General features: G+C 64.5%; 24 protein-coding genes. 11 read left to right on the forward strand and 13 right to left on the reverse strand.

Annotated features, from left to right (window positions below; all coding sequences use genetic code 11):
• Complete coding sequence (gene lepB / locus JI743_RS04195) at positions 1 to 840, forward strand: signal peptidase I (RefSeq protein ID WP_201926217.1); 840 nt, start codon at positions 1 to 3, stop codon at positions 838 to 840.
• An 11-nt stretch (positions 841 to 851) separates the two neighbouring features.
• Entirely contained in the window at positions 852 to 1,955 is a 1,104-nt protein-coding gene (locus tag JI743_RS04200; protein ID WP_201926219.1) for an AI-2E family transporter, read from the forward strand.
• A gap of 32 nt (positions 1,956 to 1,987) precedes the next feature.
• Here JI743_RS04200 and JI743_RS04205 read toward each other — a convergent pair whose 3' ends face one another.
• Together JI743_RS04205 and rpsU are read right to left on the reverse strand one after the other, a co-directional pair.
• On the reverse strand, positions 1,988 to 2,500 hold the full coding sequence (locus tag JI743_RS04205) for an FKBP-type peptidyl-prolyl cis-trans isomerase (protein ID WP_201926221.1): 513 nt from the start codon (positions 2,498 to 2,500) through the stop codon (positions 1,988 to 1,990).
• A 146-nt stretch (positions 2,501 to 2,646) separates the two neighbouring features.
• The gene (rpsU, locus tag JI743_RS04210) at positions 2,647 to 2,853 is read right to left on the reverse strand and encodes a 30S ribosomal protein S21 (RefSeq protein ID WP_003047635.1); all 207 of its coding nucleotides are present in this window, start codon (positions 2,851 to 2,853) and stop codon (positions 2,647 to 2,649) included.
• Between the two features lie 261 nt (positions 2,854 to 3,114).
• On the opposite strand from rpsU, the gene JI743_RS04215 reads away from it, so the two are divergent.
• The 3 genes from JI743_RS04215 to JI743_RS04225 all read left to right on the forward strand — a co-directional run bounded on the left by JI743_RS04215 (position 3,115) and on the right by JI743_RS04225 (position 5,441).
• On the forward strand, positions 3,115 to 3,879 hold the full coding sequence (locus JI743_RS04215) for a class II aldolase/adducin family protein (RefSeq protein WP_201926223.1): 765 nt from the start codon (positions 3,115 to 3,117) through the stop codon (positions 3,877 to 3,879).
• 27 nt (positions 3,880 to 3,906) lie between these two features.
• Entirely contained in the window at positions 3,907 to 4,452 is a 546-nt protein-coding gene (locus tag JI743_RS04220; RefSeq protein ID WP_201926225.1) for a (2Fe-2S)-binding protein, read from the forward strand.
• Between the two features lie 128 nt (positions 4,453 to 4,580).
• Complete coding sequence (locus tag JI743_RS04225) at positions 4,581 to 5,441, forward strand: RcnB family protein (RefSeq protein WP_201926227.1); 861 nt, start codon at positions 4,581 to 4,583, stop codon at positions 5,439 to 5,441.
• Positions 5,442 to 5,532: 91 nt separating this feature from the next.
• Here JI743_RS04225 and JI743_RS04230 read toward each other — a convergent pair whose 3' ends face one another.
• Positions 5,533 to 8,094: an EAL domain-containing protein gene (locus tag JI743_RS04230; RefSeq protein WP_201926229.1), complete on the reverse strand. Its 2,562-nt coding sequence runs from the start codon at positions 8,092 to 8,094 to the stop codon at positions 5,533 to 5,535.
• Between the two features lie 228 nt (positions 8,095 to 8,322).
• Between JI743_RS04230 and JI743_RS04235 the strand changes: the two genes are divergently transcribed.
• Positions 8,323 to 9,354, forward strand: a complete 1,032-nt coding sequence (locus JI743_RS04235) for a fatty acid desaturase family protein (RefSeq protein ID WP_201926231.1) — start codon at positions 8,323 to 8,325, stop codon at positions 9,352 to 9,354.
• 4 nt (positions 9,355 to 9,358) lie between these two features.
• Here the strand turns inward: JI743_RS04235 and JI743_RS04240 are convergent, their stop codons facing one another.
• On the reverse strand, positions 9,359 to 9,841 hold the full coding sequence (locus tag JI743_RS04240; protein ID WP_201926233.1) for an asparaginase domain-containing protein: 483 nt from the start codon (positions 9,839 to 9,841) through the stop codon (positions 9,359 to 9,361).
• Positions 9,842 to 9,955: 114 nt separating this feature from the next.
• Positions 9,956 to 11,557, reverse strand: coding sequence for a lysine--tRNA ligase (locus tag JI743_RS04245; RefSeq protein WP_201926235.1), 1,602 nt, complete (start codon positions 11,555 to 11,557; stop codon positions 9,956 to 9,958).
• A gap of 378 nt (positions 11,558 to 11,935) precedes the next feature.
• On the opposite strand from JI743_RS04245, the gene JI743_RS04250 reads away from it, so the two are divergent.
• From JI743_RS04250 to JI743_RS04260, 3 genes are all read left to right on the forward strand, one after another.
• Positions 11,936 to 12,301 carry a PilZ domain-containing protein gene (locus JI743_RS04250; protein WP_201926236.1) on the forward strand — a complete coding sequence of 122 codons (366 nt, stop codon included), beginning with the start codon at positions 11,936 to 11,938 and terminating at the stop codon, positions 12,299 to 12,301.
• Between the two features lie 138 nt (positions 12,302 to 12,439).
• Entirely contained in the window at positions 12,440 to 15,175 is a 2,736-nt protein-coding gene (locus JI743_RS04255; RefSeq protein ID WP_201926238.1) for an ATP-dependent DNA helicase, read from the forward strand.
• 58 nt (positions 15,176 to 15,233) lie between these two features.
• A complete protein-coding gene (locus JI743_RS04260) occupies positions 15,234 to 15,779 on the forward strand; it encodes a SixA phosphatase family protein (RefSeq protein WP_201926240.1) in 546 nt (181 codons plus the stop codon).
• 3 nt (positions 15,780 to 15,782) lie between these two features.
• On the opposite strand, the gene JI743_RS04265 is transcribed toward JI743_RS04260, so the two are convergent.
• From JI743_RS04265 to rpmF, 5 genes are all read right to left on the reverse strand, one after another.
• Positions 15,783 to 16,169: a MerR family transcriptional regulator gene (locus tag JI743_RS04265; RefSeq protein WP_201926242.1), complete on the reverse strand. Its 387-nt coding sequence runs from the start codon at positions 16,167 to 16,169 to the stop codon at positions 15,783 to 15,785.
• Between the two features lie 14 nt (positions 16,170 to 16,183).
• On the reverse strand, positions 16,184 to 16,477 hold the full coding sequence (locus tag JI743_RS04270) for an integration host factor subunit alpha (protein WP_201926244.1): 294 nt from the start codon (positions 16,475 to 16,477) through the stop codon (positions 16,184 to 16,186).
• Between the two features lie 144 nt (positions 16,478 to 16,621).
• The gene (locus JI743_RS04275) at positions 16,622 to 17,587 is read right to left on the reverse strand and encodes a beta-ketoacyl-ACP synthase III (protein ID WP_201926246.1); all 966 of its coding nucleotides are present in this window, start codon (positions 17,585 to 17,587) and stop codon (positions 16,622 to 16,624) included.
• Positions 17,584 to 18,615, reverse strand: coding sequence for a phosphate acyltransferase PlsX (plsX, locus tag JI743_RS04280; RefSeq protein ID WP_201926248.1), 1,032 nt, complete (start codon positions 18,613 to 18,615; stop codon positions 17,584 to 17,586). Before plsX ends, JI743_RS04275 begins: the two co-directional genes overlap by 4 nt.
• 22 nt (positions 18,616 to 18,637) lie before the next feature.
• Positions 18,638 to 18,817: a 50S ribosomal protein L32 gene (gene rpmF / locus JI743_RS04285; RefSeq protein ID WP_201926249.1), complete on the reverse strand. Its 180-nt coding sequence runs from the start codon at positions 18,815 to 18,817 to the stop codon at positions 18,638 to 18,640.
• Between the two features lie 316 nt (positions 18,818 to 19,133).
• On the opposite strand from rpmF, the gene JI743_RS04290 reads away from it, so the two are divergent.
• Positions 19,134 to 19,574, forward strand: coding sequence for an MAPEG family protein (locus tag JI743_RS04290; RefSeq protein ID WP_201926251.1), 441 nt, complete (start codon positions 19,134 to 19,136; stop codon positions 19,572 to 19,574).
• A gap of 24 nt (positions 19,575 to 19,598) precedes the next feature.
• On the opposite strand, the gene JI743_RS04295 is transcribed toward JI743_RS04290, so the two are convergent.
• Positions 19,599 to 20,264 (reverse strand): MBL fold metallo-hydrolase, encoded by a 666-nt coding sequence (locus JI743_RS04295; RefSeq protein WP_201926253.1) that lies wholly within the window; start codon positions 20,262 to 20,264, stop codon positions 19,599 to 19,601.
• Positions 20,265 to 20,359: 95 nt separating this feature from the next.
• On the opposite strand from JI743_RS04295, the gene JI743_RS04300 reads away from it, so the two are divergent.
• Positions 20,360 to 20,665, forward strand: coding sequence for a YdeI/OmpD-associated family protein (locus JI743_RS04300; RefSeq protein ID WP_201926255.1), 306 nt, complete (start codon positions 20,360 to 20,362; stop codon positions 20,663 to 20,665).
• Between the two features lie 13 nt (positions 20,666 to 20,678).
• Here JI743_RS04300 and JI743_RS04305 read toward each other — a convergent pair whose 3' ends face one another.
• Positions 20,679 to 21,227 carry a retropepsin-like aspartic protease family protein gene (locus tag JI743_RS04305; RefSeq protein ID WP_201926258.1) on the reverse strand — a complete coding sequence of 183 codons (549 nt, stop codon included), beginning with the start codon at positions 21,225 to 21,227 and terminating at the stop codon, positions 20,679 to 20,681.
• Between the two features lie 34 nt (positions 21,228 to 21,261).
• The gene (locus JI743_RS04310; protein ID WP_201926260.1) at positions 21,262 to 21,753 is read right to left on the reverse strand and encodes a hypothetical protein; all 492 of its coding nucleotides are present in this window, start codon (positions 21,751 to 21,753) and stop codon (positions 21,262 to 21,264) included.
• Between the last annotated feature and the right edge of the window lie 71 nt (positions 21,754 to 21,824).

Consider the following 21,824-nt stretch of genomic DNA (forward strand, 5'->3'; position numbering starts at 1 on the left):
GTGGCCAAGAAAGCAAAGAAGGCGGACGAGAGCTGGGGCAAGCTAGTCCGCGATATTATCGTCATCCTGCTGCTCGTCCTCGGCATTCATAGCTGCGTAGCCAAGCCCTTCTATATCCCGTCGGATTCGATGATGCCGATTTTGCGCAACGGCGACCGGCTGATCGTCAGCAAATATCCCTATGGCTGGTCCTATGCTTCGGTGAGTTTCCATCTCGCCCCCAAGATGGAGGGGCGGCTTTTCGGCCATCTGCCCGCGCGCGGCGACATCGTCGTGCTCGAGCATCCCGAAACGCGGGTCGACTATATCAAGCGCGTCATCGGTCTTCCCGGCGAGACTATCGAAATGCGTGCGGGCGTGCTGTTCATTGACGGGCGCCCTGTGAAGCGCGAGGTGCAGCCGATGCTGTCGATCCCCGTCGACCGCAACACGCCCGGCCCTGACAGCAGCCTTCATGCTATTGTGACGCGCGATGGTGCGGGCAACCCGATCCTCGAACTTCCGATCGTCCGCGAAACGCTTCCGGGCGGAGCGACCATCGACACCATCGAGATGGGGCCGCGGCAGACCGATGACTTCGGACCCTATGTCGTTCCCGACGATCATCTCTTCCTGATGGGCGACAATCGCGACGGAAGCGCCGACAGCCGCGTCTCGGTGGCGCAGAAAGGGCTCGGCGGCGCGGTGCCGTTCGATGCAATCGCTGGTCGCGCCGAAATCATCAGCTTTTCGACGAATGGCGATGCCGTCTGGTACAATCCGCTAAGCTGGTTCGCCGCCTTGCGATCGGGGCGCGCCGGAACGAATTTGCGGCCCGAGCATGATGTCGAGGCGCAATAGGGAGTGACGCTATGGACGGATCGGTAAAAGGGTCGGATGCAAGCTCCGCAACCAAGGTCGAAGCCCCCGGCCCGACCGAGATTCGCAGTCACCTCGTCCGCACTGAATTGCTGAAGGCGAGCGTCTGGCTCGGCGTCGCCCTGCTGATCGGGCTGTGTATCGTGCTGATCCAGCCGATCCTGCTCATCTTCGGGGCGATCGTCGTGGCCTCGATGCTCGACGGCGGCACCCGGTTGCTCGGACGCATATTGCCGATCGGTCGCGCTTGGCGATTGCTGATCATGTGCCTTTCGCTCGCCGCCTTCCTCGTCTGGACGATGATGTTCGCGGGATCGCAGATCGCGAGCCAGGCCGCAACGTTGCAGACTGTCCTGATGACGCAAGTGGAACGGGGGGCTGCGTGGGCAAGCGATCACGGCATCGGCAGCTTTCAGATCGACACGCAGACGATTACCGAGAATCTCGCCGGGACGGTGGGGCGCGTTACCGCCGCAGTCGGAACGGTGATTGGCGGCATCACAAGCCTGGTGATGATCGTGGTGCTTGGCGTCTTCATTGCGATCGATCCGCGGCTCTATGAGCGCGGCGTCGCGTGGATGCTGCCAATGAAAACGCGCGAGAATTTCTATGTCACAATCGACCATATGGGCTTCACGCTCCGCCGCTTGATGGCAGGAAGGCTGCTTGGCATGGTCGTCGAAGGTATCGGGACCTGGCTCGCCTGTCTGGCGGTGGGTATTCCGATGGCGGCGCTCATGGGCCTGCTCACCGGTCTCCTTGCCTTCATCCCCAATATCGGCGCGATTGTTTCGGGCGTCATCCTCGTTCTCGTCGGTTTTTCCGCCGGGACCGATACGGGCCTTTGGGCGATCGCCATCTATTTCATCGTCCAGACGGTCGACGGCTATCTGATCGTGCCCATGGTCGCGAAGCAGACGGTCGACCTCGCCCCAGCACTCGTGCTCGGCGCGCAGATATTGCTCGGCGCGTTGCTCGGCATATTGGGCCTCGCGCTCGCCGATCCGATCGTCGCCATGATCAAGGTCGCTCTCGAGCGCGAGGCCGAACGCAATGCGCGCCCGGGCAAAAGTAAAGCGGCGGCCGGCTCTCCTTAGCCTGCCGCTGCCTTATCCGCATTTATTCCGAATCAGGGCTGGGGCGCACCCTGCGGCGGGGCGCCATCGCCACCCTGCATCTGCTGCTGCATCATCTGCTGCATCGCGCGAATTTCGGCTTCGCTGCGGAAGTCGAGCAGTTCGACGTCGAAATGGAGCGTGCTGTTCGGAGGAATCGGACCCGCTGCCTCGGCGCCATAGCCTTCCTCGGGCGGGATCACGATCTTGTACTTGCCGCCGCGCTGCATCTGTTTCAGCGCCTTCGAAAAGCCGGGAACGACGCCCGCGACCGGCATCGGTGCCTGCTCCTGCTGGTCAAAAACCGTCCCGTTCGCAAGTCGGCCGGTATATTTGATGAGCACCACGTCGCCGTCGGAGGGGCTTTCGCCCTCGCCCGCCGAAATAACCTCAACCACCGTTCCGCGTTCGCGCGTCTGGTACCAGGCAAGCCCCGCGCCTACGCCGAGCAGCGCGATCAGTCCGATCCACAGCAGCCACAGCCCGCCCTTGCTTACCGGGCGCAATGGAACCGTCGTCACGCTCATCATCTTGTCCTTTCCTGCCCCTGGGGCGCCTTCGTCGGGCAGCGCTATAGGCGGGGCGGCGCGCGGCGGTCCAGCGCGAAATGAAAAAGGGCGCCGCGTTGCCGCAGCGCCCCTTTCACGAAACAGGATAGTCCGAAAGGACGGTCTTACTTGATACCGTCGCGTTCCATCCGCTTGCGCTCCATCTTGCGGGCGCGGCGGACGGCGGCGGCGCGCTCGCGCGCACGCTTTTCGCTGGGCTTTTCGTAGTGGCGACGCAGCTTCATTTCGCGATACACACCCTCACGCTGCAGCTTCTTCTTGAGCGCGCGAAGGGCCTGGTCGACATTATTGTCGCGAACGATGATCTGCATACGCCGTGTCGTCTCCTGTTCGTCAAACGAGCCATGTCCCCGGCTTCGTTCCGGTTCGCCATAGATCGCCGATATTCGGGCAATAAAAAGAGCGCCGCGAAAGCGCGACGTTCCGATGACGCCGCACTAAAGGGATTCGCGCCGAATTGCAAGCCCCCAGCGCCATATGGCGCAATTTGCGCCCCCCGGCGGGATTGTGCCCGCCCCTGCCACTGTGGCATAGGTAGCAGGACGAAACCGATAAGGACAGAGGATCAGGCCATGGCAACCCAGCTCAAGCGCAACAGCAAATATAGCGAGGCCGAATGGACGGCGCGCCAGGACCTCGCGGCCTGCTATCGTATTTTCGCGATGATGGGCTGGGACGAGCTGATCTTCAACCACATCACGGTCAAGGTGCCCGATCAGGACGGCGCCTTTCTGATCAACCCCTATGGCATGCATTTCAGCGAGGTAACGGCGTCGAGCCTGATCAAGATCGATATCGACGGCAACAAGCTCGACGAGGACAACCCCTGGCACGTCAACAAGGCGGGGTTCGTCCAGCACAGCCTGTTCCACCGCGTGCTTCCCGATGCGCATGCGATCATCCACACGCACACGACCGCGACGATGGCGGTGTGCGGGCTCGAAGGCGGACTCCGGCCGACGAACTTTTATGCCTGCAATTTCATCGGCCAGCTCGCTTATCATGATTTCGAGGGCGTGACTGTGCGCGAGGAAGAGGGCGAACGGCTCGTCAAGAACCTTGGCGACAAGCGCATATTGATGCTGCGCAACCACGGCCCCGTGGTGATGGGCAAGTCGCTGACCGACGCCTTCATCAAATATTGGGCGCTCCAACGCGCGTGCGAGATCCAGCTTGCGACGATGAGCATGGGGAACCCGATCCTGGTCGACGAAGATGTCATCAAGGTTCACCAGCGTGACCTCTACATGGCGGCGATCCCCGGCCAGTCGGGCAAGGCCGAATTCGACGCAATGGTGCGCAAGGTCGACAAGATCGACACGAGCTGGCGTGACTAATCCGGAAGGCGCGCTACACAGGGCGCCATGACGAAATTCTCGGTCAACGACCGCCCGGTCGAATATCGCATGGACCCCGAAACGCCGCTGCTTTGGGCGTTGCGCGATGCGTCGAACCTGACGGGCACAAAATATGGCTGCGGCACGGGAGAATGTGGTGCCTGCACGGTAGACATCGATGGCGAGGCGATCCGGAGCTGCATCGTCACCATCGCCGAGTGCGAGGGGCGCTTCGTCACGACGATCGAAGGGCTGTCGCGCGACCGCAGCCACCCGGTTCAGCAAGCGTGGGTCGCCGAGCAGGTTCCGCAGTGCGGCTTTTGCCAGTCGGGGATGATCATGGCCGCCGCCGCCCTGCTGCGAAAGAGCAGTAATCCGAGCGATGCGGAGATCGACGCGGCGATGACCAATATTTGCCGCTGCGGTACCTATCCGCGCATCCGTGGCGCGATCCGGCTGGCGAGCCGCGTGCTGCGCGGCGAGGAAAAGCTCGCCGCCGCCCCGCCGCCGGGCATCCGGCCCGAAGATGCGGCGCGCGCCGTGCCTTCGTTGAAACCGCCGGCCAGGCGCTGACTGTTCATCTAGCTGAACCTCAGGCAACATTGCGGTTCAGCGGCAACTCATCTTGCCCCGGGTAAATTTCGATTCATCTTCCCGGCTGGCCTGTCCGGCATGCGGGACACGAATTGGAGACACGCCAGATGAAGAAGAGTTTCGGAGGGCTGTTGATCGCCGCGACGATCCTGACGCCCATAGCCCCCGCGGCCGCCCGCCCGCAGGCCAACACGATCGAGATCGCCCAGCGCGGCGACCGCGGAGATCGCGGTCCGCGCGGCCCCGAAGTTCGCCGCGGCAACCGCGGCGGCGAAAGCCGTGCCCGCGAACAACGCCAGCGCCCGCAGCAACAAGTTCGCCAGCAGCGCGTCGAACGCAGCGAGACGCGCCGCGACCGCAGCGAACGGAGCGACCGCGCGGCGCGCCAGTCGCAGCGCGGCACCGAGCAGCGCCAGGTGCGCCAGGTCGAAGTGCAGCGCCAGCGTGGCGGCGCTTACGATCGCGACCGCGACGGCCGGACCGATCGCCGCTGGGATCGAAATCGCGACGGTCAGGTCGACCGCCGCTATGACCGCAACAACAACAACCGCGTCGATCGTCGTTACGACCGCGATCGCGACGGCAACCTCGACCGCCGCTGGGATCGCAACAACGACAACCGCATCGACCGTCGTTATCGCGACAGCCGACGCGGCAACCACTGGAGCCGCGATTGGCGCAGCGACCGGCGCTATAACTGGCGCCACCACCGCCAGACGCACCGGCATTATTACCGGCTCCCGCGCTATTATTCGCCCTATCGGAACCATCGATATACGCGGTTCCACATCGGCTTCACCTTGGGGTCGCTCTTTTACGGCCAGCGCTATTGGATCAACGATCCCTGGTATTATCGCCTTCCGCCCGCCTACGGCAATTACCGCTGGATCCGCTATTATGACGATGCGCTGCTCGTCGACATCTACTCGGGCGAGGTCGTCGACGTCCTCTATGACTTCTTCTGGTAATAGTCCTTTCGGTTACCAGAGGCTTCCTGAAGGGCCGGCGAAAGTCGGCCCATTTTTTTTGACCGCGTTGCAAGAGCCGGTCACTTATATGTCAGGCGGCGCGTGGGACGCGCGGGCGGAGACGGCGTTCGCGGCCCGACTGGCCGATCAGCGTCTCGACATCGACGCTTTCGGCAAATTGCACACCGACACGATTGTCCTGTGACCAACGCGCCTGCGCATCGATCGTGGCCCCTTCGCCGAACCGCAGGCGAAGCGACGTTCCTTCGGGCACGTTCCAGAGTCCCTCGACAAGTGCGCCGCGTGACGAAACGTTACGCACGATCGCTTCATAATCATGGCCGCCGCTCTCGACGTTGATCGTCCGGAAAGTACGGACGCGCGGTGCGCGAACGCTTTTGAATCCGCGCGCCTCGATCTGTCCGCAATTATCGCGAAGCATATCGAGCGCAGCTTCGATACTGACAGGCTTACCATAGATATAGCCTTGGACATGACTGCAACCGAGTCCACGGATCAGCGCGAGGTCGTCGTGGGTCTCGACCCCTTCGGCTGTCGTTTCCATCCCCAATGCTCGCGCAAGACCGACGATTGACGAGATGATCGCGGCGTTCATGCTGCTGGGATCGGCGGCGCCAAGGACGAAACTCTGATCAATCTTGATCTTGTCGAAAGGCGCCTTTTTCAGATAGCCGAGCGCCGAATATCCGGTCCCGAAATCGTCGAGCGCCAACCGGACACCCGTGCGTTTCAGCTTCTGGAACATCGCCAGATTTTCCGGGCTTTCGTCGAGAAATATGCCCTCGGTAATTTCCAGTTCCAACTGGTCGGGGGAAATGCCGGCGGCCGACACGGCGCTTACAATAGCCGACGGCAGCTTTTCGTTCGCAAACTGCCGCGGCGACACGTTGACGGCGATTCGATAACCGGGACCGAGCCTTGCGATCGAAGCGCAAGCGGTGCGAATGATCCAATCTCCGATGGGGACGATCAAGTTCGATTCCTCCGCTATAGGAATGAACTTGACCGGATCGACCACCTCGCCGCTTTTGCGGTGCCAGCGGATCAACGCCTCGAACCCCGAAATATGTTCGCTGCCTACGTCGACGATGGGCTGGTAATGAAGCTGGAGTTCGTCATTCGCCAGCGCGTCACGAAGCGCATCCTCGATCGCCTTGCGCTCGCTCGCCTGGTCATGCATCGCGTCGGCGTAGAAGCGATGCACACCGCGCCCTGCGTCCTTGGCGGCATAAAGCGCAAGATCGGCGTTGCGGACGAGGGCCGATGCCGTGATGGCTTCGCCGTCGGCCACGGCGATCCCGATCGACGAGCCGATGCGAATCTGCTGCCCCTCGATTGCAAACGGCTTGGCGAGGCTCAGGATGATCGCATTCGCGATGCCCGACAATTTTGCGGTTTGCGTTATCTGCGGCAGCACGATCTGGAATTCGTCACCGCCCAGCCGGCCCACCTGTCCCTTGTCGCCGATAATCTGCGTCAGCCGCGCCGCGACCTGCTGAAGCAATTGGTCGCCGACCGGATGCCCCATCGTATCGTTCACCGCCTTGAAGCGGTCGAGGTCCATCATCAGCAGCGCGCACGGCTGCGGACGGCCGCCCTGCCCCCCGAGCGCGCGATCGAGCAGATCGGAAATGTGAAGGCGGTTGGCGAGGCCGGTCAGCGTGTCGTAGCGCGCGAGTTGGTTGATCTCGCGCTCCGAGCGCTTCTTTTCGGTCAGATCGGTGCCGCTTCCGCGAAACCCCTGAAAATTACCGAGTTCGTTGGCAATGGGATTGCCCGAGATCGACCACCAGCGCTCCTCGCCAGGCACCGCAGCGCGCACTGTCAACTCATGAAACGGCGTTCGCGACGACAGGCTGAAGCCCAACGTCCTTTCCTCGCTTTCGTCGTTGCCGATACGCCTGCGGATAATCGCAGTGAACGGCTTTCCGATCAGCTCGGCCAACGGCACGCCCAGCTTCGCGGCCACCGTCGGCGATATATAGACGAGATGTCCGTTGCGGTCGGTTTCCCAGAACCAGCCGCGGCCAGCCCGTTCGAAATCGCGAACAAGGCCGAGCGCCCTTTCCTGCTGGCTCACGGCAAAGCGCCGCGCCCGCGTCGCTTCGCGCTGATGCCGGACGTCCTCGCGCATCATCGCGATCAACAGCCCCAGAAAGACCAGCCCGGCAAGCGCAAATGGCAAAGACGCGATTCCGACCGCGCCGCCGAACGCCATCGCCCCTGCGAAAACGAAGAAGACCGGTCGGACAATGGCCGCCGCCGATGCGGCGACGAGAATAGCCCCCAGTCGCACCGCCGAATAGGCGTCGAAAAAGTTACGATCGGCGCCGAGCGCGAAGGCGGGAAGCATTGCCGCTGCACTGCAAAAGGTGCCGAAGGCGATAAGCGCGAGGCAAGATATTGCGAAGATTCGCCGCCGCCGCATGCTGGCCAGTCGCGACGCGCACATCAACTGGCCGGTCATCGCCAAAACGATGTCGCAGCACAGCCCGATAACCATGATGAGCCAAAGCGACGGCCGGGCAAGGAAATCGGCGCCTTCGGGGACCAAGACCAGCGTTAGGAAGACGAGCGCGCGCGCCACGAGCACATAGTGCCAGAGCTGCGCGACGCGCCGAAGCTGTTCCATGAATTCACGCGAGCGCAACAACGACGCACCGTCAGGCGCCTCGGTCACGACCGACCGAAAATTCGCTCCTCTGCTCCCCAAAATTCGCTTCCCTGCCGTTCCGGTGCCCCAAGACTGCAGTGGCGAAAAAGGGGTTGCCAATTCCTTACCTGCGCGGCGCTGATTTGTCCGATGCTGTGCCAAAACGAAAGGATTTGGTTTCGCTTCGCAACTTGATATGCTGCTGCCATGCCCGCCGTTCGCCTTTTGCCGCCCGACCGCTTCTTTGACCGCCAGCAATGGGCAGCGCTGACGCGCGCTTCGCCGTGGCGCGGCGTGTGGCTCGTGGCGCACGCGTGGATCGTGACGGTGGCGTTGATCGGTGTGGCAACCTGGCTGCGCCATCCGATTGCATGGCTTGCGGCGATCATATTTGTCGGCGGGCGCCAGCTCGGTCTCGCGATCTTGATGCACGATGCGGCGCACGGGGCGCTGCACCCCGACCGCAAGCTCAACAATTTTCTCGGCCAGTGGCTGACGGGCGCGGCGGTGGGATCGGACCTGATCGCCTATCGCACCTATCACCTGCAGCATCACAAGTTCACGCAGCAGCCCGAAGACCCCGATCTCTCGCTATCGGCCCCCTTCCCGACGACGCGCGCCAGCCTGTGGCGCAAGGTTTTCCGAGACCTCAGCGGGCAGACATTTTTCAAGCAGCGCAAGGCGCAATTCGCCTTTGCGGCCGTCGGGCTGAAGCCGATGCTGCGCGGCGAGGCGGCAGAAAAGGGACGCGCGAGCACCAAGGCAGGAACGCCGTTCAACAAACAGTCCGACGACGGCGTCACATCGCCGACTGCCGACGTCGCCGGCGCGATGGCGGTGACGCGCGCGGTCGGGCGCTTCCTCCTCGTCCAGACGGTGTTGCTCGCGCTGTCGTTGCTGCTCTGGGGATGGACGCCCTTCCTTCTGTGGCTCGCCGCGCTTGCGACGACGTTCCAGCTATACCTGCGTATTCGCAATATCGCCGAACATGCCTGCACGACGACCGGGAGCGACGATCCCTTCACCCATGCCCGTACAACGCATGCCGGTTGGCTGGCGCGGGCGACGGTTGCTCCATATTGGGTGAATTATCACGCCGAGCATCACCTGTTCATGGGCGTTCCATGCTATCGCCTGCCGCAAGTTCACGAGGCGCTCGGGCGCGCCGACAAGCATCGGGCAATGACGATCGCGCCGAACTATGCCGCCGTGCTGCGGCAGGTCACCGCCGCCGGCTGACGGCTCAGCTCTCGGCAACGAAACGCGCGCCAGCGCGGTCCTTTACCGTCCTGGCGGGATCGAAGATCATCCCGTTCATCGCGATATAGACGCCGGGCGGCAAGGTCTGCACCGCCGCGAGCGCGAAGCCGACGTTGAATTCGGCGTCGCTCGCGCGCACCGACGCGGGCTGCATCGCTCCCGTCATCACGATGGTTTTGCCCGCGACCGACTGAAGCACCCGCCCCGTCACCGCCATCGTGTCGGTGCCGTGGGTGACAAGGACTTGCGTGGCATCGCTCGCCGCCACCGCCGCACGGATCGCCTCGCGGTCGGCGTCGTCGAGTTCGAGGCTGTCCTTGCGCATCAGCTGAGTGACGCGGTGCGGGACATGGACATTATTCTCGCGCAACAGGTCGGGCAGCGTCGTCGGACCGACCTGATATTCGGAAAGCGCGTCGAAATAGACCTTGTCGATCGTGCCGCCGGTGGTGAAGATTTCGATCATAAGTGCCCTCAGGTCATTGCGAGGAGCGCAGCGACGAAGCAATCTCCAGACCTCGGCCTAGCGCACGGCCGATGGCGGGAGATTGCTTCGCTTCGCTCGCAATGACGTTCCATGTCATGCCAACGCCTCGGCGATCAGGCGCCGCGTGTTGTCGATCCCGAACAGTGCGATGAAGCTGCCCATGCGCGGACCAGCGCTCGACCCGAGCAAAGTCTCGTAAAGCGCCTTGAACCAGTCACGAAGATTTTCAAAGCCATAGGCTTCGTTCTTGCCGATCTCGTACACGATGTTCTGGATGTCGTCGGCCGATGCGTCGCTGCCCAGCGCGGCGAGTTTGTCGTCGAGTTCGCGCAGCGCCGCCGCCTCGCCGCCCGCGGGCTTGCGGCGCGCGAGCGTCGGCGCGACGAAGTCGCGGTTATACGCCATCGCATTGTCGATCAGCGCGTCGAGCTCGGGATAGGTCGCGGCATCAGCGCCGTCGACATATTGGCCGAGGTAGCGCCAGATCTGCTCCTTGGTCGCGTCGGCCCCCATCACCCCGACAAGGTTGAGGAGCAAGCCGAAGGTCACCGGAAGCACCGTTTCGGGCACCCCCTCGCCGCGCGCGACATGGACATGATGCACCGGATTGCCGAGCTTCTTGTCGGGCGCCTGCGCCGGATATTGCCCGCGCATCTGAAAATACTCGTCGACGGCCTTCGGGATCACGCCGATGTGAAGCTGCTTCGCGGCCTTGGGCTCGCGATAGGCGTAAAAGGCAAGGCTTTCCTCGCTGCCATAGCTCAACCACTGCTCGATCGAGAGGCCATTGCCCTTCGACTTCGAGATCTTCTCGCCCTTTTCGTCGAGGAACATCTCGTAAATCAGCCCCTCAGGCTTGCGCCCGCCAAGCGCCTTGGCGATCTTGCCGGACTGGACGCCGCTGTCGGTCAGATCCTTGCCGTACATTTCGTAATCGACGCCGAGCGCGACCCAGCGCATCGCCCAGTCGACCTTCCACTGCAGCTTGGCACCGCCGCCGAAGATGCAGTGGGTGATCGTCTCGCCCTCGTCCTCGAACGACACGAGCCCCGCATCGGCGTCGACGACGGTAGCGGGCACCTGCAGGACCACGCCCGACTTGGGGCTGACCGGCAGGATCGGCGAATAGGTCGCCGCGCGCTCGGCACGCAGCGTCGGCAGCATGATGTCGAGAATGTCCTGGTTGTGACGCAGCACATTGGCGAGCGCGGCGTCGAACGCGCCCGACGCATAACGCTCGGTCGAACTTACAAATTCATACTCAAAGCCGAAGCGGTCGAGGAATTCGCGCAGCATCGCATTATTGTGGTGCGCGAAGCTTTCATATTTGCCGAAGGGATCGGGGATCGCGGTGAGCGGCTTGCCCAGATATTCGCGCAGCATCTCCTGCTGCGGCACATTGTCGGGAACCTTGCGCAGCCCGTCCATATCGTCGCTGAACGCGACGAGGCGCGTCGGCGCGCCGCTGGTCAGCGTTTCATAGGCGCGGCGGACCATCGTCGTGCGGAGCACTTCGTTGAAGGTGCCGATATGCGGCAGGCCCGAGGGGCCATAGCCGGTCTCGAACAGCATCGCCTCGCCCCCCGGCTTTCCGTCGGGATAGCGTTTGACCAGCTTGCGCGCCTCTTCGAACGGCCAGGCCTTGGACGATTGTGCGGCTTCGCGCAGTGATGGGTCGAGGTGCATATCGGTCATGGCGCGCCCATAGCCGCAAGCGAGGCCGATGGGAAGAAGCGCGGAAAACTGCGCAACTTCACACTGAATGCAAGTTTCTGGTGGGGACAGCGGACGCCTGAAGAGACAAAAGCGACCGACGCGCGGGCGCATTTTGTCTCCATTGTCGCCTTTGGCAGGAGCGAGTCGCGGCGCGCATGTCGCCATCTTCACCATGCCAAGGAAAAGTAGGAAAGCCTTCTTCGACGGCGAGCGAACCAGCCGGAAAATCGGCGGACCTGAGGACAGAGGCTGGTGAACCCCGGCGAAAAGCCGGGGTTCGCTTGCGTGGCGAATAGAATGACCGCGAAGAAATCATGGTTACCGGAAATTTACCATAAGCGGCCTAGCATGACGGCCATGACAAGCCTTCCCCTCCCCCGTCCGCGCCAGTACCGGCGCACGCCCGTCGAGATCGACGTCACCGTCAATGGTGTCCTCAACATGCTCGATGGCACGATTTCCGACCTCTCCGAAGGCGGCGCGCGCATCGACGGCGCCAGCATGCCGGTCCGCTCGCGCTGCGAAATCCATTATGGTGGGCAGGTGGTGTACGCCGTCGTCATGTGGGCCGAATTCGACCGGATGGGCGTTCGCTTTCCCTATGAGCTCACGAGCGGGCCGCTTTACAATGCGCTCGAACGCGCGCGCGGCCCGGCAGCAGCGCCCGTCCAGGTCTTCCGCACCAGCCGCCCATCGGGTTTCGGACGGCGCGGGCTGCGCTGATTTACGCATATCCAATCGTCATACCCGCGAAAGCGGGAACCCAGTTGTAACGCTGGTTCGCAGGGTTCCCGCTTTCGCGGGAATGACGACAAGGTGGACGCCCTTGCCGCGTTCGCCTTTTGTGCCTAGCGTGACGCGGTGGCGCTCGATCCTCTCCCCCTACCCGCGATTCATGCCAGCCATGTCGGTATCTGGCTCGCCGATGGCGACGGGCGCGCGCAGCGCGTCGGGCGCGGCGAGGCGATGGCGGCGGTGGCGGGAACCCCGCATTTGCTGCTCGGCGCGACGCTGACGGGCGACCGGCTCGGCTATCCCGAATTGTCGGGACTCGACCTGCTCGAACTCTTCGCTTTCCTGTTTCCCGCGCGCTTCGCTGTGCCGACCCCGGCGGGCATCGCGCGTGCGCTCGGGCTCGAAGCACCGACGGACGAGGCCGCAATCGCGCCCTTTCTACGCGTCGCGACCGCTGCGATGGTTGATGCGGCAAATGATCCGGCTTGGCCCGAGCGCGAAGGCGCGTGGCACAGCCTGCAGGCGCTTGCACGCCAGCGATGGGCGTGGGCGCCCTTGCTCCAGCAGCATCTCCCGCGCGCCGAGCAATCCGACCGCTGGCTGTTCGCGCGCCTTCCCGAATGGGAGGAAGCATCGCCGCGCCCGCAGCCGCGACAGGTCGCGCTGGCGCCCGACGCGATTGCCGAGCGGCTCGACCGGCTGACCGGCGACGGCGCCGAGCGGCGGCCGGGCCAGCAGGATTATGCGCGCGCCGCCGCCGCGATGTTCGAGCCGCGCGCGCGCAAGGATGCACCGCAAATGCTCGTTGCCGAGGCGGGTACGGGGATCGGCAAGACGCTCGGCTATCTCGCGCCCGCGAAGCAATGGATCGACCAGTCGGGGGGCAGCGTCTGCATCTCGACCTTCACCAAGGCGTTGCAGCGGCAGCTCGCGCGCGAGACCGAGCGGCTCTACCCCGACGCCGCAACCCACCGCGAAAAGGTCGTGGTGCGCAAGGGGCGGGAAAATTACCTTTGCCTCCTGAACCTCGAGGACGCGTTGCAGGGCGGTTTTTCGGGGCGTGCCGCGATTCTTGCGCAGCTTGTGGCGCGCTGGGCCTCCTACACGCGCGACGGCGACATGGTTGGCGGCGACCTGCCGGGCTGGCTTCCTGCGCTGTTCCGGCGCAACGGCACGACCGCGCTCACCGACCGGCGCGGCGAGTGCATCTATGCGGGATGCCCGCACTTCCGCAAATGCTTCATCGAGCGCTCGGCGCGCGCGGCGCAGCAGGCGGATTTCGTGATCGCCAATCATGCGCTGACGATGGTGCAGGCGGCGCGCCCGCGCGATGGCGGCGCGCCCGCGACGCGGCTGATCTTCGACGAAGGGCATCATCTGTGGGACGCCGCCGACAGCATGTTCGCCGCAGCGCTGACGGGACAGGAGGCGGTCGAGATCCGGCGGTGGGTGCTGGGGCCAGAGGGCAAATCGCGCGGGCGGCGGCGCGGGCTCGCGGCGCGGCTCGCCGACGTGGCGAGCTATGACGAGGCGGGGAACAAGGCGATCGACGCGGCGATTGCGGCGGCGGGCGAGTTTCCGGGCGAAGGCTGGCTCGCGCGGCTCAACGAAAATGCGCCGTGGGGGGCAATCGAGCGGCTGCTCGCGGCGGCACGCGCCATGGTCTATGCGCGCGCGGTCGATCCGCGCGGCGCCGACAGCGGCTATGGCCTCGAAACCGAGCTCGCCGATCCCGAGCCGGCGCTGGTCGAGGCCGCCGGCGGCGCAAGCGACTCTATCGAGGCGCTGCTGCGCCCGTTAATGGCGCTCGGCAAGCGGCTCGACGCGCTCGTCGAAGACCCGCCCGACTGGCTCGACGGCCAGACACGCGCGCGCGTCGATGGCGCACGCGCGAGCCTCGGCACGCGGATCGATACGCTCGGCGGCTGGCTGTCGCTGCTCGGCCGCGTCGGCGGGCCCGCCGATCCCGCCTTCGTCGACTGGCTTGCGGTCGACCGCTTTGACGGGCGCGAATATGACGCGGGGCTGCACCGTCACTGGCTCGACCCCGCCTACCCGGTTGCCGAGGCCGTCTATCGCCCCGCGCACGGCGTGCTCGTGACGTCAGCGACACTGCGGAGCGGCGCGCGCGACGATGACGGCTGGACCGAAGCCGATATTCGCACCGGCGCGCGCCACCTCGACGGCGCGGCGCGCCATTTCGCTGTGGCGAGCCCCTTTGACTATGCGCGGCAGGCCGAGGTGCTGATCGTCACCGATATCGCGCGCGGCGACCTGCCCACGCTCGCGGGCGCATATAGCCGGCTGATCGAGGCGTCGGGGGGCGGCGCGCTCGGTCTGTTCAGCGCGATAAGGCGGCTGCGTTTCGTCCATGCGCGGATCGCCGACCGGCTTGCGCGCGCGGGACTGCCGCTCTTTGCCCAGCATGTCGATCCACTCGACACCGGCACGCTCGTCGATATTTTCCGCGCCGACCCGCATGCGTCGCTGCTCGGCACCGATGCGCTGCGCGACGGAGTCGACGTGCCGGGCGATTCGCTGCGGCTCGTGGTGATGGAGGGCGTGCCATGGCCGCGCCCGACGATCCTCCACGCGGCACGCCGCGCTGCGCAGGGAGGAAGCGCCTATGACGACAGCGTCATACGCGCACGGCTGGGCCAGGCGTTCGGGCGGCTGATCCGCCGCGCCGACGATTTCGGGCAGTTCGTGATGTTGTCGGCCAGCGTGCCGTCGCGGCTGCTGTCGGCCTTCCCCCCCGGCACACCGATCCGGCGTCTGCCGCTCGACGAAGCGGTGAACCATGTTGCCGCCGCCAATGTCGAGCGCCGAAAAAGCGCATATCCTGCCTTTTCACCGTCATGACTTTGCGGCACAAGGCGGCGCAATCGGGGGAAGAGCGCGGGATGCGCGGGGAGAGATTTTGAAGAGCTTGACGATCCTGCGCCACGCGAAATCGGGTTGGGACGCCCCGGTCGAGCGCGATTTCGACCGCCCCATCAACCCAAGAGGCCGCCGCGGCGCGGAACTGATCGGCCAATATCTGAAGAAGCAGGCGCTGTCCGTCGACCGCATCGTCGCCTCGCCTGCCGTGCGCGTGACCGAAACGCTCGACATTTTCCAGCCAGCCGCCGACCTCGACGCGCTGGAGCCGCATTGGGACCGGCGCATCTATCTCGCTTCGGCCGCAACATTGATCGAGGTGCTGCGCGACACGGGGCGCGATGCCGAGCATCTGCTGATCGCGGGACATAATCCGGGGCTGGAGGATCTGGCGTTGATGCTCGTTCCCGAATCGGCAAACGATCCGTTGCGCGCGGAAATCGAGGCGAAGTTGCCGACCTCCGCGCTCGTGCGGATGGAAATCGACATCGACGACTGGCACCGGCTCGACATCGGAATGGCGCGGATCGTGGCTTTCGTCCGCCCGCGCGACCTCGACCCCGCGCTCGCGCCGTCGATGGACTGAGCTTCAACCGAGCGCGGCGGCGAGCCGTCTGCGCAGCGAAATCAGCGCTTCGACCGGAATGCCGCCCGCGGCCGTCATATCGGGCGCGCGCTCTGCCGATACCTTGGGCGCATCAGCCTGCGGACGCGTCGTCTTCCCGCCCGCAAGAACCTTGCGCGCGCCTTCGACGGTGAAGCCCTGCACATACAGCAGATGATGGATATGCTCGGCGAGCGCGACATCCTCGGCGCGGTAATAGCGGCGGCGGCCCGAGCGTTGGAGCGGCCGGAGCTGCGGAAAGCGCGTTTCCCAATAGCGCAGGACATGCGTCGGGACACCGATGCGATCGGCAAGCTCGCCGATCGCGAGCATCGCACCGTCCGCCTTTGCGCCCTCGTCAGATCCGGCCATTGCGAAACGGTCGATTATTTACCGGCCACGCGCGCGCGCATCGTCTGGCTGGCGCGAAACGTCATGACGCGGCGCGGGAGGATCGGAACCTCGACCCCCGTCTTGGGGTTGCGGCCGATACGCTGCGCCTTGTCGCGCAGCACAAAGGTGCCGAAGCCCGATATCTTCACATTCTGACCCTCGGCAAGCGCATCCGACATATGGGCAAGAATCGACTCGACAATCTGAGCCGATTCATTGCGCGACAATCCGATTTGCTGGTTGATCCGCGCGGCGATGTCGGCGCGCGTAAGCGTTCCTGCGGTCATGGTGTTCCCTTCCCCCTCATGAAGCGAATTTCACAGGTCTCGGACGGCCCCCACCATCACGAGTCCTGCCATTCTTGTAACAAAAGAGAATTAATCCGCCAAACTGAAAAGGATGGGGCGAGAAGTTGACGCGACGAAGGCGCGTCAGACGCGCAGGACCGCTGCGCCCCAGGTGAAGCCGCCGCCCATCGCTTCGAGCACGACCAGATCGCCGCGCTTGATCCGCCCGTCGCGCACGGCGAGGTCGAGCGCCAGCGGAACCGACGCGGCGGACGTGTTGGCATGCTGATCGACCGTCAGGACGACGCGCTCGGCCGGAAGCCCCAGCTTTTTCGCGGTTGCGTCGATGATGCGGCGGTTCGCCTGATGCGGAACCACCCAGTCGACATCGGCTGCCGAAAGCCCCGTGTCGGCGAGCACCTCGCCCAAGACCGAGGCGAGATTGGTCACAGCGTGGCGGAAAACTTCGCGCCCCTGCATGCGGACATGGCCGACAGTCCCCGTCGTCGACGGCCCGCCATCGACATAGAGCATGTCGCAATATTGCCCCTCGGCGTGGAGGCGGGTCGCAAGGATTCCGCGATCATCGTCGACATCCTCGGCGGACAGCACGACCGCACCGGCTCCGTCGCCAAAGAGCACGCAGGTCGCGCGGTCTTCCCAGTCGAGAATCCGGCTGAAGGTTTCCGAACCGATGACGAGCGCATGTTTCGCAGCGCCCGTTCGGAGCATCGAGTCGGCGACCGAAACGGCGTAGAGAAAGCCCGAACAGACCGCGGCAACGTCGAACGCGATACAGTCGGGCGCGCCAAGCATCGCCTGCACCTTGGTCGCGGTTGCAGGGAAGGTGTTGTCGGGTGTCGCGGTCGCGACAATGATCAGGCCAATGTCGGCAGCTTCGAGGCCCGCCGCCTCAAGTGCCTGCCGCGCTGCAGCGGCGCCGAGCGTACCGGTCGTCTCGTCGGGTTCGGCAATGTGGCGAAAACGGATGCCCGTGCGCTCGACGATCCACTCATCGCTCGTATCGACGCGCTGCGCGAGTTCTTCGTTCGAAACGCGCGTACGCGGCAGCGCAGCGCCGGTACCGGCCAGAACAGAGCGTAAAGTCATGCGGCCTGGCCGCGGAAATTGGCAAGATCTTCGGTCACCTGACGCGTTATATCCTTTTCGACCAGCTCGGCGCAAAGGTGAACCGCATTGGCGACCCCTTTCGCATCGGCGCTGCCGTGACTTTTGAGCACGACGCCGTTGAGCCCGAGGAACACGGCGCCATTGTGGTTGTTGGGGTCGAGATGGTGGCGAAGCAGCTCGGTCGCAGGCCGCGAGATCAGGAAACCGATCTTCGAACGTGTCGAGCTGGTGAAGGCACGGCGCAAAAGGTCGGTGACGAAACGCGCGGTCCCCTCGATCGTCTTGAGCGCGATATTGCCAGAAAAACCGTCATGGACGACAACGTCGACCTCGCCGCGCGACAGCTTGTCGCCTTCGATGAAGCCGGTGAACTGCATCGGCAATCCGGTCGCGCTGCGCAGCAGCGCCGCCGCCTCGCGAATCTCGCCGGTGCCCTTCAGTTCCTCCGTCCCGATATTGAGCAGCGCGACGCGTGGCTTGTCGAGGCCCATCGCCGTACGCGCATAGGCCGCGCCCATGACGGCGAACTGGACAAGGTTGTTCGCGTCGCAATCGGTATTGGCACCAAGGTCGAGCATCACGACGTCATTGTCGCCGAGCGACGGCAGCAGCGCCGCCAGCGCCGGCCGGTCGATCCCCGGCATCGTGCGCAGCGCAAGCTTCGCCATCGCCATCAGCGCACCGGTGTTGCCCGCCGACACGGCGCCGCCGGCATCGCCGCGCTTCACCGCGTCGATCGCGAGCCCCATCGAGGTGCTTTTCGCCTTGCGCAACGCCTGGCTCGGCTTGTCCTCGCCTGACACCACGCCGTCGGTGTGGATGATGTCCGACGCCGCGCGCAGGTTCGGGTGATTGTCGAGCGCGGCCTTGATCCGCGTCTCGTCGCCGACGAGCAGAAAACGGAGGCGGTCGTGCTTGTGACGCGCCATCGCGGCGCCCGCGCACATTACGCGAACGCCGACGTCACCGCCCATCGCATCGATTGCGATTCGCGGTGTCAGGCTCATCTGCGCGCCCTCCGGCTAATGATCAGGCGCCGGCCGAAACCACTTCGCGGCCATTGTAATGGCCGCAGGCGTTGCAAAGATTGTGCGGACGCTTCAACTCGCCGCAGTTCGGGCATTCCTGAAAGGCTTCGACCTTCAGGCTGTCGTGGCTGCGACGCATGCCGCGCTTCGAGGGCGAGGTTTTTCGCTTGGGGACGGCCATGATATTTCCTGCATTCTTAAATGTTTATACGAATCGGCGAACCCGGATTTGTCCTTTCCGTCGCCGGAAATGACTGGCCCGCCCGCCGCGCCGAAGCCCGTTCCCACCACGAAATGGACAGGAAATCTTCCGCCGGAGGGTGCCTCAACGCCTGTTGGTGTCGGGTGCCGGATCGGGCGCGGCTATAGCGTTTTTGCCCGCAAAGGCAAGCCCCGAGCGTCGACACAGCCAGCCTTGCCGATCGCCCTGCTTGGTGCCACATCTCGCTCCCGCCGGATCGCGACGACGCGCCGGCCAATCGATGGGGGAGCCGATAATGATGATATTGCCGATCAGCCTGACAATCGCGGCGGGCGCCGTGTTGCTGAACCTGTGGCTGACGATGCGTGTCGGGCGCGTGCGCGGGCAAGAGAAAGTATCGATCGGCGACGGCGGGAACGAGCGCGTCATCCGCCGCATGCGCGCGCACAGCAATTTCGTTGAGAATACCGCGTTCGTCGTCATCCTGTTGGCGCTTGTCGAGTTGGGACTCGGTTCGTCGATCTGGCTGTGGGGCGTCGGCGCGCTTTACCTGGTCGCGCGCATCCTGCACGCACTGGGGATGGATGGCATGATGTGGGGCCGGATGGCCGGCACGACCGTGACGATGCTCGTCCAACTGGGCCTTGCGGTCACCGCGCTCGCCATCGTCTATCTGACGCCGGGGCAGATCACGGTTACCGAGGTCTCGGAAACCATCGTCCAGCCCTCGAACTGAGCCCCCCCCCTTAGGGTCCTGACCCTAGCCCGCTATCGCGGCATCACCGACATAGGGATTGGTGCGCCGTTCCTGTGCGAAGCTGCTGTGCGGGCCGTGGCCGGGCAGAAAGATTGTGTCACCCCCGAGCGGCCACAGCTTGCCCGTGATCGAATCGAGCAATTGCTGATGATTGCCGCGCGGGAAATCGGTGCGCCCAATCGAGCCCTGGAAAATCACGTCGCCGACGATCGCCAGCTTTGATTCGGGGTGATGAAACACGACATGACCGGGCGTGTGGCCCGGACAATGGATCACGTCGAGTTCGAGATTGCCGACCCGCACCGTGTCGCCGTCGACGAGCCAGCGGTCGGGCTCGAAGCTTTCGCCGACCATGCCGAAGCGCGCGCCATCCTCGGCAAAACGCTCGATCCAGAAACGGTCGTCCTCGTGCGGCCCCTCGATCGGAACGCCCAGCTCCTTCGCCAGCATCCCCGCCTGCCCGCAATGATCCATATGGCCGTGGGTGACGAGGATCTTTTCGACCTCGACCCCGGTCTGACGCACCGCTTCCTTCAGCTTGTCGAGGTCACCGCCGGGATCGACGAACGCCGCCTTGTTCGTTTCGGTGCACCAGAGCAAGGTGCAATTCTGCTGGAAAGCGGTGACGGGTACGATGGCGGCCTTGAGCGGCGGGTTGGGAGCATTCATGGCGCATGATGTGGGCAAAAGCGGCCGCTTTGGCAAGGGAGGCGCATTGCCGCAGGGCTTTGAGATAGAGAAATGAGCGGGTTATACAGGCGCTCATGACAGAGGCATTTGCTCAAGGCACCGTCCACACGGCAGGCGACGATATGCGGTCGGCCATTCAGGCCGATCCCGCGATTCTTGCGCTGTGGCAGGGGCTGACGCCGCTCGGCCGCAACGAGTTCATCTGCTGGGTCGAGGATGCGAAACAGGCGAAAACGCGCGCGCGGCGGATCGAGCGGACGGTCGAGGAACTGATCGAGGGCAAGCGCCGCCCCTGCTGCTGGGCGGGGTGCATCCATCGCACCGACAAGGCGCCGAGCAAGTGGCAGCAGGCGGTGCTGATCGACAAGAAGGCAAAATAGGGAGCGCGGCGCTTCAGCGCAAGGTCATCGTATCGCCTTCGACCTTCACCGACTCGAGCTTCGACAAATAGCTCTGGCCAAGCAGCGAAACGCCCATATCCGCGTCGATCACCGCTGCCTGCACGCGCTTCACCTCGACCCCGTCGACATCGACGCTGTCGAGCATGACGGGGCGCAGCGGTACGACGCCGCCCGCCGTGTTCGCCCTGCCCGCGATCGGCAGCCGGTCGACGTCGATGCCGATGGCCTCGGCATCGCGGCGCGTCAGCGCGATGACCGAAGCGCCGCTGTCGACCATCATGCGGATATTGGTGCCGTCGATGTTGGCGTCGGCATAGAAATGCGAATCGCCCGCGCGACCAAGGCGAACCTCGCCTGGCGAGTTGGCGCCCGTTGACCAGCCGCCGCGGTTCCGCTCCCCCGTCGTCCAATTGTCATGGTCGCCGCTGACCGTCGCTGCGGTTTCGACCGATTCGGGTGCGCTCATCCGGCTGGCGAAGCCCGCCATGCCCACCGATACGACCGCGATCACTCCGGCCAAGCCAAGATAGCGCCCCAACATGGCGCGATATTGGCAGCGAAGAATTGGAGTTTGGTTAAACGCCGCCTGCCCCTGCGGGTAGCTCGATGAACGCCCGCCATCCGGGCGCCTCGGCAAGCGAGGAATGAACGATGCGCGCGCAGGCGAAACCACGGCCGCGTGCATTGTCGGCTTCGGCGGCCGAACGCGGCCATCTGCGATCCCCGCCCTCCTTTGCCGACCAGCAAACGAGCGCCTCGGCCCCGGGGCGAGCGGCTATTTCGGTCCGCTCGTCGGCCGAATAGCCGGGCGGAACGGTCCAGCCCAAAATCTTGCGCGCCGGCGGCGTATCTGCCGCAAGCACGGCGGCGAACGCGCTGCATCGATCGTCGAGCAACCGCTCGATCGCGCGCTGATCACCGGCGCCGAGCCAGCGGCCGCCGAGCAACGGTTTCCAGCGACGCACGTCGCGCGACTTGAGTGCCGCAAGCAGTTCGTCGGCTGCCGCCTCGATTCGCGGGAGCCAGGGCGAGTCGGACGCAAGCTCTGCCAGGGGCACGGGCGCCACATCGACGGCGCCATCAACGGAGCCAGGGACGATAGGGGATGCGTCATCTTGGGCGGCCTGCGGCGGTGGCG

The sequence above is a fragment of the Sphingopyxis jiangsuensis genome, assembly GCF_016734905.1.
In the GTDB taxonomy this organism is placed as follows: Bacteria; Pseudomonadota; Alphaproteobacteria; order Sphingomonadales; family Sphingomonadaceae; genus Sphingopyxis; species Sphingopyxis jiangsuensis.

Bases quoted from the DNA above. Each gene is read 5' to 3' on its own strand.
- JI743_RS04200 (WP_201926219.1), top strand. From the start codon at position 852: ATGGACGGATCGGTAAAAGGGTCGGATGCAAGCTCCGCAACCAAGGTC.
- JI743_RS04205 (WP_201926221.1), bottom strand. From the start codon at position 2,500: ATGAGCGTGACGACGGTTCCATTGCGCCCGGTAAGCAAGGGCGGGCTG.
- rpsU (WP_003047635.1), bottom strand. From the start codon at position 2,853: ATGCAGATCATCGTTCGCGACAATAATGTCGACCAGGCCCTTCGCGCG.
- JI743_RS04215 (WP_201926223.1), top strand. From the start codon at position 3,115: ATGGCAACCCAGCTCAAGCGCAACAGCAAATATAGCGAGGCCGAATGG.
- JI743_RS04220 (WP_201926225.1), top strand. From the start codon at position 3,907: ATGACGAAATTCTCGGTCAACGACCGCCCGGTCGAATATCGCATGGAC.
- JI743_RS04225 (WP_201926227.1), top strand. From the start codon at position 4,581: ATGAAGAAGAGTTTCGGAGGGCTGTTGATCGCCGCGACGATCCTGACG.
- JI743_RS04230 (WP_201926229.1), bottom strand. From the start codon at position 8,094: ATGGAACAGCTTCGGCGCGTCGCGCAGCTCTGGCACTATGTGCTCGTG.
- JI743_RS04235 (WP_201926231.1), top strand. From the start codon at position 8,323: ATGCCCGCCGTTCGCCTTTTGCCGCCCGACCGCTTCTTTGACCGCCAG.
- JI743_RS04240 (WP_201926233.1), bottom strand. From the start codon at position 9,841: ATGATCGAAATCTTCACCACCGGCGGCACGATCGACAAGGTCTATTTC.
- JI743_RS04245 (WP_201926235.1), bottom strand. From the start codon at position 11,557: ATGACCGATATGCACCTCGACCCATCACTGCGCGAAGCCGCACAATCG.
- JI743_RS04250 (WP_201926236.1), top strand. From the start codon at position 11,936: ATGACAAGCCTTCCCCTCCCCCGTCCGCGCCAGTACCGGCGCACGCCC.
- JI743_RS04265 (WP_201926242.1), bottom strand. From the start codon at position 16,169: ATGGCCGGATCTGACGAGGGCGCAAAGGCGGACGGTGCGATGCTCGCG.
- JI743_RS04270 (WP_201926244.1), bottom strand. From the start codon at position 16,477: ATGACCGCAGGAACGCTTACGCGCGCCGACATCGCCGCGCGGATCAAC.
- JI743_RS04275 (WP_201926246.1), bottom strand. From the start codon at position 17,587: ATGACTTTACGCTCTGTTCTGGCCGGTACCGGCGCTGCGCTGCCGCGT.
- plsX (WP_201926248.1), bottom strand. From the start codon at position 18,615: ATGAGCCTGACACCGCGAATCGCAATCGATGCGATGGGCGGTGACGTC.
- rpmF (WP_201926249.1), bottom strand. From the start codon at position 18,817: ATGGCCGTCCCCAAGCGAAAAACCTCGCCCTCGAAGCGCGGCATGCGT.
- JI743_RS04290 (WP_201926251.1), top strand. From the start codon at position 19,134: ATGATGATATTGCCGATCAGCCTGACAATCGCGGCGGGCGCCGTGTTG.
- JI743_RS04295 (WP_201926253.1), bottom strand. From the start codon at position 20,264: ATGAATGCTCCCAACCCGCCGCTCAAGGCCGCCATCGTACCCGTCACC.
- JI743_RS04300 (WP_201926255.1), top strand. From the start codon at position 20,360: ATGACAGAGGCATTTGCTCAAGGCACCGTCCACACGGCAGGCGACGAT.
- JI743_RS04305 (WP_201926258.1), bottom strand. From the start codon at position 21,227: ATGTTGGGGCGCTATCTTGGCTTGGCCGGAGTGATCGCGGTCGTATCG.